This is a genomic window from Streptomyces rishiriensis (assembly GCF_003112535.1).
GTDB lineage: Bacteria > Actinomycetota > Actinomycetes > Streptomycetales > Streptomycetaceae > Streptomyces > Streptomyces rishiriensis.
The window spans coordinates 16,095-30,726 of record NZ_BEWA01000019.1 but is presented as its reverse complement, the minus strand read 5'-3'; the positions used below and the strand labels follow the sequence as shown (position 1 = coordinate 30,726).

Below are 14,632 nucleotides of genomic sequence, written 5' to 3'. Positions count from 1 at the left end.
AGCTGCACAGTCATGGAACTTCACGACGTCTGGTTCGTCCTCATCGCCGTCCTGTGGACCGGCTACTTCTTCCTGGAGGGCTTCGACTTCGGGGTCGGCATCCTCACCAAGCTGCTCGCCCGCGACCGGCCCGAGCGGCGGGTGCTCATCAACACCATCGGGCCGGTGTGGGACGGCAACGAGGTCTGGCTGCTCACCGCGGGCGGTGCGACCTTCGCCGCCTTCCCCGAGTGGTACGCGACCCTCTTCTCCGGTTTCTACCTGCCCCTGCTGTTCATCCTGGTCTGTTTGATCGTGCGCGGCGTCGCCTTCGAGTACCGGGCGAAGCGGCCCGAGGAGAACTGGCAGCGCAACTGGGAGACCGCGATCTTCTGGACCTCGCTGCTGCCCGCGTTCCTGTGGGGCGTCGCCTTCGGCAACATCGTGGGGGGCGTGAAGATCGACCGGAACTTCGAGTACGTGGGCGACGTCTGGGACCTGCTCAACCCGTACGCGCTGCTCGGCGGCCTGGTGACGCTGACCCTGTTCACCTTCCACGGCGCGGTGTTCACGGCGCTCAAGACCGTCGGCGACATCCGCGAGCGGGCGCGGAAGCTGGCGCTGAAGGTGGGCGTGGTGACCGCCCTGGTCGCCCTGGTCTTCCTGCTGTGGACGCAGATCGACAGTGGTGACGCCAAGAGCATGGTCGCCCTGGTCGTGGCGGTGGCTGCCCTGGTCGCGGCGCTCGTGGCGATACAGGCGGGGCGTGAGGGCTGGTCCTTCGCCTTCTCCGGAGTCACCATCGTGGCCGCCGTGGCGATGCTCTTCCTGACGCTCTTCCCGAACGTCATGCCGTCCACGCTCAACGCGGACTGGAGCCTGACGGTGACCAACGCCTCGTCGAGCCCGTACACCTTGAAGATCATGACCTGGTGCGCGGGGGTCGCCACGCCGTTGGTGATGCTCTACCAGGGGTGGACGTACTGGGTGTTCCGCAAGCGGATCGGCACGCAGCACATCGCCGAGCCTGCTCACTGAGTCCCTGTTGGGGTGTGTTTCACGTGAAACACACCCCATGAGAAGAGGGTGTTTCACGTGAAACCGATCGACCCGCGTCTGCTGCGGTACGCCGGTGCCACACGCGTCTTCCTGGTGGCGGTCGTCGGTCTGGGTGCTGTCGGGGCGGCTCTGGTCATCGCGCAGGCGATGCTCATCGCCGAGGTGGTGGTCGGCGCGTTCCAGCACGGCATGTCGGTCGCCGAACTGCGCACTCCGCTGCTGCTCCTGGCGGCCGTCGCGGGCGGTCGGGCGCTGGTCGCCTGGTTCACCGAACTGGCCGCACACCGCGCGGGCGCAGCCGTGAAGTCGGAGCTGCGGGGGCGGCTGCTGGAGCGGGCCGCCGCCTTGGGTCCTGGCTGGCTCGGCGGACAGCGCACCGGTTCGTTGGTGGCCCTCGCCACCCGGGGCGTGGACGCTCTCGACGACTACTTCTCCCGCTATCTGCCCCAGCTGGGACTGGCGGTGGTCGTGCCGGTGGCGGTGCTCGCGCGGATCGTGACCGAGGACTGGGTGTCCGCCGCGATCATCGTCGGCACCCTGCCGCTGATCCCGGTCTTCATGATGCTGATCGGCTGGGCCACCCAGTCACGGATGGACCGCCAGTGGAGGCTGCTCTCCCGGCTGTCCGGGCACTTCCTGGACGTCGTCGCGGGGCTGCCCACGCTGAAGGTGTTCGGGCGGGCCAAGGCGCAGGCAGAGTCGATCAGGCGCATCACCGGGGAGTACCGCCAGGCGACCATGCGGACGTTGCGCATCGCGTTCATCTCGTCGTTCGCGCTGGAGCTGCTGTCGACGCTCTCGGTGGCCCTCGTCGCGGTGACGATCGGCATGCGACTCGTCCATGGCGAGATGGATCTGTACATCGGCCTGGTGATCCTCGTGCTGGCCCCGGAGGCGTATCTCCCGCTTCGCCAGGTCGGCGCGCAGTACCACGCGGCCGCCGAGGGGCTGGCGGCTGCCGAGGAGATCTTCGAGGTGCTGGAGACCCCGGTTCCGACGCCGGGAACGATCGCGGTGACCGAGGGCGGGGTGGCTTTCGAGGGGGTGACCGTCCGCTACCCGGGACGCTCCGGTGACGCCGTCTCGGATGTGAGCTTCACCGTCGAGCCCGGTGAGACGGTGGCGCTGGTGGGCCCGAGCGGCGCGGGCAAGTCCACGCTGCTGCACGCCCTGCTGGGCTTTGTGCGGCCGGCCGAGGGCCGGGTGCTGGCCGGGGGAGTCGACCTCGCGGCGGCCGACCTGGAGCAGTGGCGGTCGCGGATCGCGTGGGTGCCGCAGCGCCCCCACCTCTTCGCGGGGACGATAGCCGAGAACGTACGGCTGGCGCGTCCCAGGGCCGACGAATCCGCCCTGCGCAGGGCGCTGGCGGACGCGGGCGCGCTGGAGTTCGTCGACGCGCTGCCCGCCGGAGCCGACACCGTGCTCGGTGAGGACGGGACCGGGCTGTCCGCCGGACAGCGGCAGCGGCTGGCGCTTGCCCGCGCGTTCCTCGCGGACCGTCCCGTCCTGCTGCTGGACGAGCCGACGGCCGCACTCGACGGGGAGACCGAAGCGGAGGTCGTGGCAGCCGTACGGCGGCTCGCGGCCGGACGGACGGTTCTGCTCGTCGTGCACCGGCCGGCCCTCCTGGCGGTGGCGGACCGTGTGGTGCGCCTCGCCGGGACCGAGACGCACGGACCCGCGACGGCCGCCCTCCAGAACGCCCCCGTCCTGCCGGAAGAGACGACGGCGGCGGGGTCGGTGCGCGTCGGACCGGACGCCGAGACGGACTCCGCAGCGCGCGGCGGCGTCCTGGCCCGGGTCCGCGCCATGGCCGGCCCCCGACGTGGCCGGTTCGGGCTTGCGCTGCTGCTGGGCAGCCTGGCACTCGGCAGCGCCGTGGGCCTCATGGCCACCTCCGGGTGGCTCATCTCGCGGGCCGCGCAGCAGCCGCCGGTCCTGTACCTGATGGTGGCCGTGACGGCGACCCGCGCCTTCGGCATCGGGCGGGCGGTGTTCCGCTACGCGGAGCGGCTCGTCTCCCACGACGCCGTGCTGCGGATGCTGGCCGACACCAGGGTCGCCGTCTACCGCCGGCTGGAGCGGCTGGCGCCCGCCGGGCTGCGCACGACCCGCCGGGGCGATCTGCTGACCCGGCTGGTCGCCGACGTGGACGCCCTGCAGGACTACTGGCTGCGCTGGCTGCTGCCCGCCGGGGCGGCCGTCGTCGTCTCGGCCGGGTCGGTCGCCTTCACGGCATGGCTGCTGCCCGAGGCCGGGGCCGTGCTGGCCGCAGGGCTGCTGACGGCCGGAGTGGGCGTCCCGCTGGTCACCGGAGCCGTGGCGCGCCGGGCGGAGCACCGGCTCGCCCCCGCCCGGGGAGTGCTCGCCACCCGCACGGCGGACCTGCTCACCGGCACCGCCGAACTGACCGTCGCGGGCGCGCTCCCCGCCCGCACGGCCGAGGTGCGCGCGGCCGACGGCGTGCTCACCCGGATCGCCTCGCGTGCGGCGACCGCCACCGCGCTCGGTGACGGGCTGACCGCCCTCGTCTGCGGCCTGACCGTCGCGGCGGCGGCCCTCGTCGGCGCACAGGCGGTGGCCGGCGGGCGGCTGGGAGGCGTGACCATGGCGGTGGTCGTCCTGACCCCGCTGGCCGCCTTCGAGGCCGTCCTCGGGCTGCCCCTGGCCGTGCAGTACCGCCAGCGGGTGCGCAGGAGCGCGGAGCGGGTCCTCGAGGTCCTGGACTCCCCCGAGCCGGTACGAGAGCCGGAGCGGCCCCGTCAGGCGCCCGCGTCGCCCTTCCCTCTCGTCGTCGAGGGCCTCTCCGCCCGGTACACCGGGCAGAACCGTAACGCGCTCACCGGAGCAGGCCTGACCTTGACCCGAGGCCGCCGGATCGCTGTCGTGGGGCCCTCCGGGTCCGGCAAGACCACGCTCGCGCAGGTGCTGCTGCGGTTCCTGGACGCGGACGCGGGCTCGTACACGCTGGCCGGGGTGGACGCCCGCTCCCTGGACGGCGACGAAGTCCGCGCGCTGGTGGGACTGTGCGCACAGGACGCGCACCTCTTCGACAGCTCGGTGCGCGAGAACCTGCTGCTCGCGAGGAAGTCGGCGAGCGAGGAGGATCTGCGGGACGCGCTGGGGCGAGCCCGGCTGCTGGAGTGGGCCGACGGTCTGCCCGACGGCCTCGACACGCTTGTCGGCGAGCATGGTGCCAGGCTCTCCGGCGGGCAGCGCCAGCGGCTCGCCCTCGCCCGGGCGTTGCTCGCCGACTTCCCCGTCCTGGTGCTCGACGAGCCGGCCGAACATCTGGACCTGCCGACCGCCGACGCGCTGACCCGGGACCTGATGGCCGCGACCGAGGGCCGGACGACACTGCTCATCACCCACCGGCTGGCCGGACTCGACGCGGTCGACGAGGTGGTCGTCCTGGACGAGGGCCGAGTGGTGCAGCGAGGGCCGTACGCGGAGCTGGCCCTCGTGGAAGGCCCGCTGCGGAGGATGGCCGAGCGGGAGGAGGCCGCGGAGCTGATCAGCGACGCGCGGAGCTGATCAGCCGAGCGGAGCTGATCAGCCGAGCGGAGCCCGAGCACGGTGCCTCGCGGCGCGTCCGTCGGGCCGTGAGCGCTACGCCCGCTCGGTGAGCAGCCGCTCGATGACGACGGCGACCCCGTCCTCGTTGTTGGCGGCCGTCCGGCCGGAGGCGGCGGCGAGCACCTCCGGGTGGGCGTTGCCCATCGCGTACGACCGGCCGGCCCAGGTGAGCATCTCGACGTCGTTCGGCATGTCCCCGAACGCGACGACCTCCTCGTGGGAGATGCCGCGCTCCGCACAGCACAGGGCGAGCGTGCTGGCCTTGGAGACGTCGGGTCCGCTGATCTCCAGCAGGGCGCTGGGGCTGGAGCGGGTGACGTTGGCGCGGTCGCCGATGGCCAGCCGGGCCAGGGTGAGGAAGGCGTCGGGGTCGAGCGTGGGGTGGAACGCGAGGATCTTCAGCACCGGCTCGTCGGCTCCGGGGGCGTCCGGTGCCAGCAGTCGCTCGGCCGGCGCGAGGTGGTCGGGGATCTCCATGTGCATCTTCGGGTACTCCGGCTCCTGGTAGAAGCCGTAGGTCTGCTCGATGGCGTACATGGTCCCCGGCGCGGCCTCCCGCAGCATCCGTACGGCGTCCAGCGCGTTCTCCCGCGCCAGCTCGCGCACCTTGACGAACCGGTGGGCGCCCGGACCGCCGTGCAGGTCGACCACGGCGGCGCCGTTGCCGCAGATCGCGAGACCGTGCCCGTGGACGTGGTCGCTGACGACGTCCATCCAGCGGGCCGGGCGGCCGGTGACGAAGAAGACCTCGATGCCCGCCTCCTCGGCGGCGGCGAGCGCGGCGACCGTGCGGTCGGACACCGACTTGTCGTCGCGCAGCAGAGTGCCGTCGAGATCGGTGGCGATCAGCCGCGGCGGGAGGGCTGCGGCCGGGGTCACGGGCTGTCGAGTCGCTGAGGTCACCGGGTCATTCTCGCCCATCTGCCCGTACGGCCGTGCGAGAGCCCGTCCACGGGTGGCCGGGGCGGGGCGCGGCCGGTCCGGACGCCGGGGTCAGCGCAGCTGCGCCGAGGCCTCCATGGCGATCCGCTCGAAGACCTTCTCGTCGGCGGCGAAGTCGGAATCCGGGATGGGCCAGTGGACCACGATCTCCGTGAAGCCGATCTCCTGGTGCCGTCCCGCGAAGTCGACGAAGGCGTCCAGGGACTCCAGCGGCCGGCCGCGGTCCGGGGTGAAACCGGTGAGCAGGATCTTGTCCAGCTCCGCCACCTCCCGGCCGCGTGCCGCGCAGGCGTCGGCCAGCTTCTCGGCCTGCTCCCGGAGGGCCCGCACCGACTGCTCGGGCGTGCCGCTCTCGTACAGCTTGGGGTCGCCGGTGGTCACCCACGCCTGTCCGTACTGGGCCGCGAGCCGCAGCCCGCGCGGTCCGGTCGCGGCGATGGCGAAGGGCAGCCGGGGACGCTGGAGGCAGCCGGGAATGTTGCGTGCCTCGTGTGCCGAGTAGTGGTCGCCCTCGTAGGACACCGAGTCTTCGGTGAGCAGCCGGTCGAGCAGCGGCACGAACTCGCCGAGCCGGTCCGCCCGCTCGCGCGGGGTCCACGGTTCCTGGCCGAGTGCGGTGGCGTCGAAGCCGGTGCCGCCGGCGCCGATGCCCAGGGTGACCCGGCCGCCCGAGATGTCGTCGAGGGAGATCAGTTCCTTGGCGAGGGTCACCGGGTGCCGGAAGTTCGGCGAGGTCACCAGCGTGCCCAGGCGCAGTCGCTCCGTGGCGCCCGCGGCGGCGGTCAGCGTGGGGATCGCACCGAACCAGGGGCCGTCCCGGAAGCTGCGCCAGGACAGGTGGTCGTAGGTGTAGGCGGTGTGGAAGCCGAGCTGCTCGGCCCGCGTCCATGCCGAACGGCCCCCCTCGTGCCAGCGGAGGTAAGGGAGGATCACGGTGCTCAGGCGCAGACTCATGTCGTCGAGCGTATGCGGACGGCCGGTTTCACGTGAAACGGTCACCGGGTGCGGCGGCTCAGCCACGGGCTGAGCCCGACCAGGATGTACTCCTTGTGCACGCGGTCACGCGGCAGCGGCACCATCAGGAAGTGGCCGGGCGGAAAGCGGCGCGCCTTCACCCAGGCGTGGCCGTCGTAGAGGGAGCGCAGGAAAGCAGGCACGTCGTCGCGGTCGACGTCCGGACATTCGACGCCGTCGACGGTGATCAGGGCGTCGCCGTCGGGGTACAGCCGCACCCTCACGCCGGGGCACCCACCGAGCTCGACATGGGCCTCGTGCGGCAGTGACCCGTCCGGGTCGGCGGCGACGCCCACGCCGGCGGCGGTGCGCCGGGAGGTCTGGTCGGCCCCGATGTCGTGGGTCACCTCGATCTCGCGCGCGTATTCGGCGGCGATGGCGCGAAGGGCGGTGACGGCCGCCTCGGTGGAGGGCAGGTGGGTCATGGCTGTGATCATCTCGAACGGGGGACCGATCCGTCGATCGGGGCCGGTGCCTCAGTGCCGCTCGGGGAACCGCAGGTACTGCGGCGGCACGGCCTTCGTCAGCCACACCCCGTTGGCGCTGATGTGGAAGACATGGCCGTCGCGGTGCATGGCCCCGGCGTCCACGGAGAGCACCACGGGACGGCCTCGGCGTGCGCCGACGCGGGTCGCGGTCTCCCGGTCGGCGGAAAGGTGCACGTCGTGCCGGTTCATCGGGCGCAGCCCCTCGGCCCGGATCGCTTCCAGGTAGCGGCCCACCGTTCCGTGGTAGAGATACGGCGGAGGGGGCGCCGGGGGCAGTCCGAGGTCGACCTCGATGCTGTGGCCCTGGCTGGCGCGGATCCGTGTGCCCTCGACGGCGAAGCGTTTCTTGTCGTTGGCGGCGACGACGTGGTCCAGTTCGTCGCGGGTGAAGCGGAAGCCGTGTGCGGCGCATGCCGCGATCAGTTCGTCGATCTCGACCCAGCCGGCCCCGTCGAGGGTGAGGCCGATACGTTCGGGCTGGTGTCGCAGGTGCTTCGAGAGGTACTTCGACACCTTCACGGTGCGTCTCTCGGCATCGTCCTTCTCGTTCATCCCCTCAGCATGGCGCGGGAGACGCGGATCACGCATTTTGTTTTGCGCTCGAGGTTTGATCCACAAGCAACTGTGGTTATCCACAGGCGAATTGGCGATTCTGTGGACAACCGACGTGTGTATCAGTGGCGTTCGTCAAAGTCGGTCACGACCGGGTGGTTTGAGGACAGATCATCCAGCATCCTTGCGCGCAGCTCGCGTTCGGCCGCCAGCGTGAGGAAGGTGACGGCGTGCTCCACGCCGACCAGCCTTTCCACGGCCCGCATTGTCCCGTCGGGAATCGCCACGCTACGTGTCTTGGGGGCGCCGGGCGCGGAACCTCCGGAGCCGAGCTGTCTCCGCAGGTGGTGGGTGGCGAACAGACGCATGGCACGCGCAAGTTCGGCGTCCACGGTATGCCGGGCGAGCGGACGGAGCCGTCGTACGAGCGAGGCCGCTTGGGCCGCGTCGGCGTCGGTCGGAGGGCGCGAGCCGTCGAGGTAGCGGTCGAAGACGTGCTCGGCGGTGAACTCCAGGAAACGTGAGGCGATGTGCTCGACCTGCGACCTCAACTCCCTCAGGTGCGCGGTGATCGCGCCCAGGGGTACCCCGGCCGCGTGCAACTCCACTGCCACCGACAGCTCTTGGGGGGCTCAGCACGAGGAAGGCCTCCTCGTCGCCGGGCGCCGGATCCAGCACACCGAGGGCCACCGCGTCCGCGATCGCCGCGTCGTCGGGGACGCCGCCGAAGCGGGCGGTCAGCTCGGCCCGCGAGATCCGCGCCGGTTCCTCGTCCGTCCACGGGCCGTCCACCTCCGCGACCAGGCCGAGGACGCCGCCCAGGCCGCGGCCGGTGTCATGGGCGTCGAGGAGCTCCTTGATGGAGGCGAGGGTGTAGCCGCGGTCGAGGAGGTCGGCGATCTGGTGGAGACGGGCGAGGTGGGCGCCCGAGTAGTGGTTGGCCCGCCCCTTGCGCTCCGGGCGGGGCAGGAGACCGCGGTCCTGGTAGGCGCGGATGGTGCGGACGGTCGCGCCGGACAGATGGGCGAGGGTCTCGATGCGGTACCGCGGCCGGGGCGACGCGGTGGAGCTCAACTCGCCGTCACCGAAGCCCTCGTCGTCCCTTCCGTGCCCGCACTCGCACTCGCGCCAGCGTCCCTGCCTGCATCCATGCTCGTGCCTGCATCCATGCTCGTGCCTGCATCCATGCTCGTGCTCGTGCCTGTGCCCGTGCCCGAGCCGGTCGGGCGCGGGCGGTCGGTGTGGCGGCTCACAGCGGCGGTCCCACCCGCGCCAGCGCCCTCAACGCCCTTGGCAGGAACCGCGACAGGGCGTAGGAGACCCTCGCCTCCGGAGTGACCGGAACCACCGCCTCGTCGAGCAGGACGGCCCGCAGGATCGCGTCCGCGACCTTCTCCGGCGGGTAGTTGCGCAGCCCGTACGCGCGCGTGGAGCGCTTCTGACGGCGTCGTTCCTCCTCGGCGTCCACCCCCACGAACGTCGCCGTGTCGGTGATGTTCGTGTTCACCAGTCCGGGGCATATCGCCGAGACGCCGATGCCCTGGCCGGCCAGTTCCGCGCGCAGGCACTCGCTCAGCATCAGGACCGCCGCCTTGGAGGTGCTGTAGGCGGGCAGCGCCTTGGAGGGCTGATAGGCGGCCGCCGACGCCGTGTTGACGATGTGGCCGCCCTGCCCGCGCTCGGCCATGTGGCGGCCGAACAGTCGGCACCCGTGGATGACGCCCCACAGGTTGACGTCCAGGACCTTGCGCCAGTCGTCGGACGTCGTGTCGAAGAAGGAGCCCGACAAACCGATGCCCGCGTTGTTCACCAGTACGTCCAGCACGCCGTGTTCGGTGTGGACCTTGGCCGCGAGCTTCTCCATCGCCTGCTCGTCGGAGACGTCCACCGTCTCCGCCCAGGCTCCGGGCGCGCCGATCAGCCGGGACAGCTCAGCCGTCCGTGCGGCGGCCTCCGCGTCCCGGTCGACGGCGATCACGCGCGCGCCGGCCTCGGCGAACGCGAACGCCGTGGCCCGCCCGATGCCGCTGCCCGCGCCGGTGACCAGCACCAGCCGGCCGCCGAAGCGCTCGGCGTACCGGCCCGCGGCAGCCGTGCGCACCGGCCCGCCGCCCTGCTCCCGGCCCTGTCCGGCCGCCTCGCCGGCCCGCTCCTGCTCCACCGAGGTGACGAAGTCGTCGATCCAGGAGGCGACCTGGTCGGGGCGGGTGCGCGGGATCCAGTGCCCGGCCGCGATGGTGCGCCGGGTCAGATTCGGGACCCACTCCTCCAGCTCGTCGTACAGCCGCTCCGAGAGGAACCTGTCCTCCAGGGGCGTGATGAGCTGCACGGGCGCGTGCGCGTGCGCGTCCGACCGCGGGCGGCGCAGCCGGCTCCGCACGTTGTCCCGGTACAGCCACGCCCCGTGGGCGGCGTCGGACGGCAGTGACGGCGTCGGGTACGCGCCCGTGGGGACCTTCTCCATCCGCCGCAGGATGCCGGGCCAGCGCTTGCCGAGCGGTCCGCGCCAGGCGAGTTCCGGCAGGGCGGGAGTGTGCAGCAGGTACACGTACCAGGACTTCGCGCCCTGGCCGAGGAGCTGGCCGACCCGGCGCGGAGTCGGCCGCTTGACCCGCTTGTCGATCCAGTGGCCGAAGTGGTCGAGGGACGGGCCGGACATGGACGTGAAGGACGCGATCCGGCCCTCGGTGCGCCGCACCGTGACGAACTCCCACGCCTGCACCGAGCCCCAGTCGTGCCCCACCAGGTGCACCGGCCGGTCCGGGCTGACCGCGTCCGCCACCGTCAGGAAGTCGTCCGTCAGCTTCTCCAGGGTGAACCCGCCCCGCAGCGGCTTCGGCGCGCCGGAACGGCCGTGGCCGCGGACGTCGTACAGCACCACGTGCAGCCCATGGCGGTCGGCCAGCCGCGTCGCGACCTCGGACCACACCTCCTTGCTGTCCGGATAGCCGTGCACGAGGACGACCGTCGGCCGGCCCGGATCGCCCAGCTCGGCCACGCACAGCTCGATCCCACCGGTTCGCACCCGGCGCTCACGCGCGCCCTGCGGCAATGTCACTCGTCCTCCACCTCGTGCTTCGGCATTCCCTGCGCCTTCCTTTCCGCCCAACGCCGCACGTGCGGCAGGTCGTCGTCCAGCCAGAAGGCGCTCTCCCGCGGGTCGTCCGAGTCGGTGACCACGAGGATCTCCTCGAACTTCGCGCCCGTGCCCCGGAACCCGAGATGCGGTTCGACCGCCCACAGCCCCGGCCGCGGCGGATGGTCGGAGAAGCGGTACGGCGACCAGAGAGGCGACCAGCCCTCGCGATGTCCGTGCAGCGCGTCGGCGACCAGCCCCTTGAGCGACTGCGTGCCGAACCCGAACACCCGGGGCGAGAACCGGCGCTCCCGCACGCGGTCCACCTTGTGCGCGATCACGCCGAACGGGTAGGCGCGATGCCGGTTCGCGTAGCCCTGGCGGGCCATGAGGCTGTCGACGTCGGCGTAGATCTCGCGCAGTGACCGCCGTTCGCGCACCTCGCGCAGGATCAGCTCGCGGTGCGCTTCCAGGTCGGCCAGCAGCCTCTCCTGCACCGGGTGCCCGCCGAGTGCTCCCGAGTACCCGACGTCCGCCGTGTACCCCTCGTACACCGGTGCCAGGAGGATGAACGGCATCCCCGGCTCCAGCCGGCGGTCCGTCGGGAAGAACTGCAGGGGGATCCGGAAGCCGGTGAACGCCGTGCGGTCCCCGAACCAGGCGAACGGCAGGTGGAACCAGTCGCGCACGCCCCGCTCGCCGCACCACTTCCGCATCCGCTCCGCGCCGCCTCGCGTTCCGTCACGCCCGGCCGCAGTTCGGCGGCGACGGCCTGCGCGCCCGCGTACGCCAGCTGCTGCGCCTGCCGGAATCCCCGCAGTTCGCCGGAGAGTTCGGCCGTCGTGGCCTCCGGCGCCGCGGCTGCCGATGCCGTCGTTGTCGTCGTCATGCCACCCCGTCCCGCCGGTCCCGAACGCCTTGCGGTTCCGCCGGCCGCGCTACGCGCCCGTAACCTGACATCACCGAATGTGACAGTTGTTAGAGGCTGCGTCAATAGGCGGGTCCGGGCCTGTGGAGAACCCCTCCGCAGCCCTCTCGGACCCCGTAGCTCTCAGGCATGGCATCCCCTACGTGCCCGTACATCTGAGGTCTGAGGCGAAGACGGCTCTGAGGTCTGATGATTTTCGTGGTGTGCGTCACTACTTTTGAGGACGTGACTGTGATCGCGACCGAAAGCCTGAGCAAGCGGTTCCCCCGGGTAACCGCTCTTGACCGGCTCTCCGTGGACGTCGGACCCGGTGTGACCGGGCTCGTCGGAGCCAACGGGGCCGGCAAGTCCACCTTGATCAAGATCCTGCTGGGCCTGTCGCCCGCCTCCGAGGGACGAGCCGAGGTGCTCGGCCTCGACGTCGCGAGCAAGGGCGCCGCCATTCGCGAGCGCGTCGGCTACATGCCGGAGCACGACTGCCTGCCGCCCGACGTCTCGGCCACCGAGTTCGTCGTGCACATGGCCCGGATGTCCGGCCTGCCGCCCACCGCCGCGCGCGAGCGCACCGCTGACACCCTGCGTCACGTCGGCCTGTACGAGGAGCGCTACCGCCCCATCGGCGGCTACTCGACCGGCATGAAGCAGCGCGTGAAGCTCGCCCAGGCCCTCGTCCACGATCCCCAGCTGGTCTTCCTGGACGAGCCGACCAACGGCCTCGACCCGGTCGGCCGCGACGAGATGCTCGGCCTGATCCGTCGCATCCACACCGACTTCGGCATCTCGGTCCTGGTCACCTCCCACCTGCTGGGCGAACTGGAGCGCACCTGCGACCACGTCGTGGTCGTCGACGGCGGCAAGCTCCTGCGCTCCAGCTCCACCACCGACTTCACGCAGACCACCACCACCCTCGCGATCGAGGTCACCGACACCGACGCGCGTCCCGACGGCACCCTCGCGGTGCGCGAGGCGCTCCGCGCGCGCGGCGTCGAGGTCCTCGACGCGAACAGCGCCCTGCCCGGCGCCGGTCACGTCCTGCTGCTGACCGCGCAGGGCGAGGAGACCTACGACGTCGTCCGCGACGCGGTCGCCGAACTGGGCCTCGGCCTGGTCCGCATGGAACAGCGCAGACACCACATCTCCGAGGTCTTCACCGACAGCGACGCCGAAAACGACCAGCAGCGGAAGGAGGCCGTCGGCCATGGCAGTTGAGCACCCGGTCACCGCCGCCACGGGAGACCAGACCCGCATCCACAACATCGGCTACCGCAGCTACGACGGCCCCCGGCTGGGCCGCGCCTACGCACGCCGCTCCCTCTACTCGCAGTCCCTGCGCGGCGCCTACGGCCTCGGCCGTTCGGTGAAGTCCAAGGTGCTGCCGATGCTGCTCTTCGTGGTGATGTGCGTGCCCGCGGCCATCATGGTCGCCGTCGCGGTCGCCACGAAGGCCAAGGAACTGCCCGTCGACTACACGCGTTACGCGATCATCATGCAGGCCGTGATCAGCCTGTACGTCGCCTCCCAGGCGCCGCAGTCCGTCTCGCGCGACCTGCGCTTCAAGACCGTGCCGCTGTACTTCTCGCGCCCCATCGAGACCGCGGACTACGTACGCGCCAAGTTCGCCGCGCTGGCCTCCGCGCTCTTCGTGCTCACCGCGGCTCCGCTGCTTGTGCTCTACGTGGGCGCCCTGCTGGCCAAACTCGACTTCGCCGACCAGACCGAGGGATTCGGTCAGGGACTCGTCTCCGTGGCACTGCTCTCCCTGCTCTTCGCCGGCATCGGCCTGGTCATCGCCTCGGTGACCCCGCGCCGGGGCTTCGGCATCGCCGCCGTCATCGCCGTGCTGACGATCTCCTACGGGGCGGTCTCCACGCTCCAGGCCATCGCCGAGGCGCAGAACAGCACCGGCTCGATCCCCTGGATCGGCCTGTTCTCCCCCGTCACGCTGATCGACGGCGTGCAGTCGGCGTTCCTGGGCGCCTCCTCCGCCTTCCCGGGCGGAGCCGGTCCCTCCGACGGACAGGGCGTCGTCTACGTCCTCGTCCTCCTCGGCCTGATCGCCGCCGGCTACGGCCTCCTGATCCGCCGCTACCGGAAGGTGGGCCTGTGACCACGCTCAGCATCGACCACGTCTCCCGCTGGTTCGGCAACGTGGTCGCCGTCAACGACATCACCATGACCATCGGTCCCGGCGTCACCGGCCTGCTCGGCCCCAACGGCGCCGGAAAGTCCACCCTCATCAACATGATGGGCGGCTTCCTGGCCCCCTCCACCGGCACGGTCACCCTCGACGGACAACCGGTCTGGCGCAACGAGGCGATCTACAAGCACATCGGCATCGTCCCCGAGCGCGAGGCGATGTACGACTTCCTCACCGGCCGCGAATTCGTCGTCGCCAACGCCGAATTGCACGGCCTGGGCGCGAAGGCCGCCCAGAAGGCGCTGGCCACCGTCGAGATGGAGTACGCGCAGGACCGCAAGATCCAGACGTACTCCAAGGGCATGCGGCAGCGCGTCAAGATGGCCAGCGCCCTGGTCCACGACCCGTCGCTGCTGCTGCTCGACGAGCCCTTCAACGGCATGGACCCGCGCCAGCGCATGCAGCTCATGGACCTGCTGCGGCGCATGGGCGACGAGGGGCGCACGGTGCTGTTCTCGTCGCACATCCTCGAAGAGGTCGAGCAGCTCGCCTGGCACATCGAGGTCGTCGTCGCGGGCCGGCACGCGGCCAGCGGCGACTTCCGCAAGATCCGCCGTCTGATGACCGACCGTCCGCACCGCTACCTGGTGCGCTCCAGCGACGACCGGGCGCTCGCGGCCGCGCTCATCGCCGACCCGTCCACGGCCGGCATCGAAGTGGACCTCGCCGAGGGCGCGTTGCGCATCCAGGCCGTCGACTTCGGCCGCTTCACGGCCCTGCTGCCGAGGGTCGCCCGCGACCACGGCATCCGGCTGCTCACGGTCTCGCCGTCCGACGAGTCCCTCGAGTCCGTCTTCTCGTATCTCGTCGCGGCGTAGGAG

At 71.5% G+C, this 14,632-nt stretch carries 10 protein-coding genes and 2 pseudogenes; 5 read left to right on the top strand and 7 right to left on the bottom strand.

Annotation, left to right across the window (positions count from 1 at the left end; genetic code table 11):
• Positions 1-12: 12 nt before the first annotated feature.
• Both cydB and cydD read left to right on the top strand, forming a co-directional pair.
• Positions 13-1,017, top strand: a complete 1,005-nt coding sequence (gene cydB / locus Sri02f_RS30345; RefSeq protein WP_109004533.1) for a cytochrome d ubiquinol oxidase subunit II — start codon at positions 13-15, stop codon at positions 1,015-1,017.
• A gap of 57 nt (positions 1,018-1,074) precedes the next feature.
• The gene (gene cydD, locus Sri02f_RS30340; RefSeq protein ID WP_109004712.1) at positions 1,075-4,572 is read left to right on the top strand and encodes a thiol reductant ABC exporter subunit CydD; all 3,498 of its coding nucleotides are present in this window, start codon (positions 1,075-1,077) and stop codon (positions 4,570-4,572) included.
• Positions 4,573-4,647: 75 nt separating this feature from the next.
• Here cydD and Sri02f_RS30335 read toward each other — a convergent pair whose 3' ends face one another.
• The 7 genes and pseudogenes from Sri02f_RS30335 to Sri02f_RS30305 all read right to left on the bottom strand — a co-directional run bounded on the left by Sri02f_RS30335 (position 4,648) and on the right by Sri02f_RS30305 (position 11,575).
• Positions 4,648-5,517: a Cof-type HAD-IIB family hydrolase gene (locus tag Sri02f_RS30335; RefSeq protein ID WP_109004711.1), complete on the bottom strand. Its 870-nt coding sequence runs from the start codon at positions 5,515-5,517 to the stop codon at positions 4,648-4,650.
• Positions 5,518-5,607: 90 nt separating this feature from the next.
• Positions 5,608-6,510, bottom strand: coding sequence for an LLM class flavin-dependent oxidoreductase (locus Sri02f_RS30330; RefSeq protein ID WP_109004710.1), 903 nt, complete (start codon positions 6,508-6,510; stop codon positions 5,608-5,610).
• Positions 6,511-6,551: 41 nt separating this feature from the next.
• Positions 6,552-6,995, bottom strand: coding sequence for a hypothetical protein (locus Sri02f_RS30325; RefSeq protein ID WP_109004532.1), 444 nt, complete (start codon positions 6,993-6,995; stop codon positions 6,552-6,554).
• A 51-nt stretch (positions 6,996-7,046) separates the two neighbouring features.
• A complete protein-coding gene (locus Sri02f_RS30320) occupies positions 7,047-7,610 on the bottom strand; it encodes an RNA 2'-phosphotransferase (RefSeq protein ID WP_109004531.1) in 564 nt (187 codons plus the stop codon).
• A gap of 122 nt (positions 7,611-7,732) precedes the next feature.
• Positions 7,733-8,684 (bottom strand): annotated as a pseudogene (locus tag Sri02f_RS30315) (MerR family transcriptional regulator).
• Positions 8,685-8,859: 175 nt separating this feature from the next.
• Positions 8,860-10,668 carry an SDR family oxidoreductase gene (locus tag Sri02f_RS30310; protein ID WP_109004530.1) on the bottom strand — a complete coding sequence of 603 codons (1,809 nt, stop codon included), beginning with the start codon at positions 10,666-10,668 and terminating at the stop codon, positions 8,860-8,862.
• Positions 10,665-11,575: pseudogene (locus Sri02f_RS30305) on the bottom strand (M24 family metallopeptidase). Before Sri02f_RS30305 ends, Sri02f_RS30310 begins: the two are co-directional and overlap by 4 nt.
• A gap of 270 nt (positions 11,576-11,845) precedes the next feature.
• Here Sri02f_RS30305 and Sri02f_RS30300 point away from each other — a divergent pair.
• Genes Sri02f_RS30300 through Sri02f_RS30290 form a run of 3 tightly spaced genes read left to right on the top strand, consistent with a single transcriptional unit; the run spans position 11,846 to position 14,629 of the window.
• Entirely contained in the window at positions 11,846-12,823 is a 978-nt protein-coding gene (locus tag Sri02f_RS30300) for an ABC transporter ATP-binding protein (RefSeq protein ID WP_109004529.1), read from the top strand.
• Complete coding sequence (locus tag Sri02f_RS30295; RefSeq protein ID WP_109004528.1) at positions 12,813-13,721, top strand: ABC transporter permease subunit; 909 nt, start codon at positions 12,813-12,815, stop codon at positions 13,719-13,721. Before Sri02f_RS30300 ends, Sri02f_RS30295 begins: the two co-directional genes overlap by 11 nt.
• Positions 13,718-14,629: an ABC transporter ATP-binding protein gene (locus Sri02f_RS30290; RefSeq protein ID WP_109004527.1), complete on the top strand. Its 912-nt coding sequence runs from the start codon at positions 13,718-13,720 to the stop codon at positions 14,627-14,629. The genes Sri02f_RS30295 and Sri02f_RS30290 overlap by 4 nt, the downstream gene beginning before the upstream one ends.
• Positions 14,630-14,632: the final 3 nt, after the last annotated feature.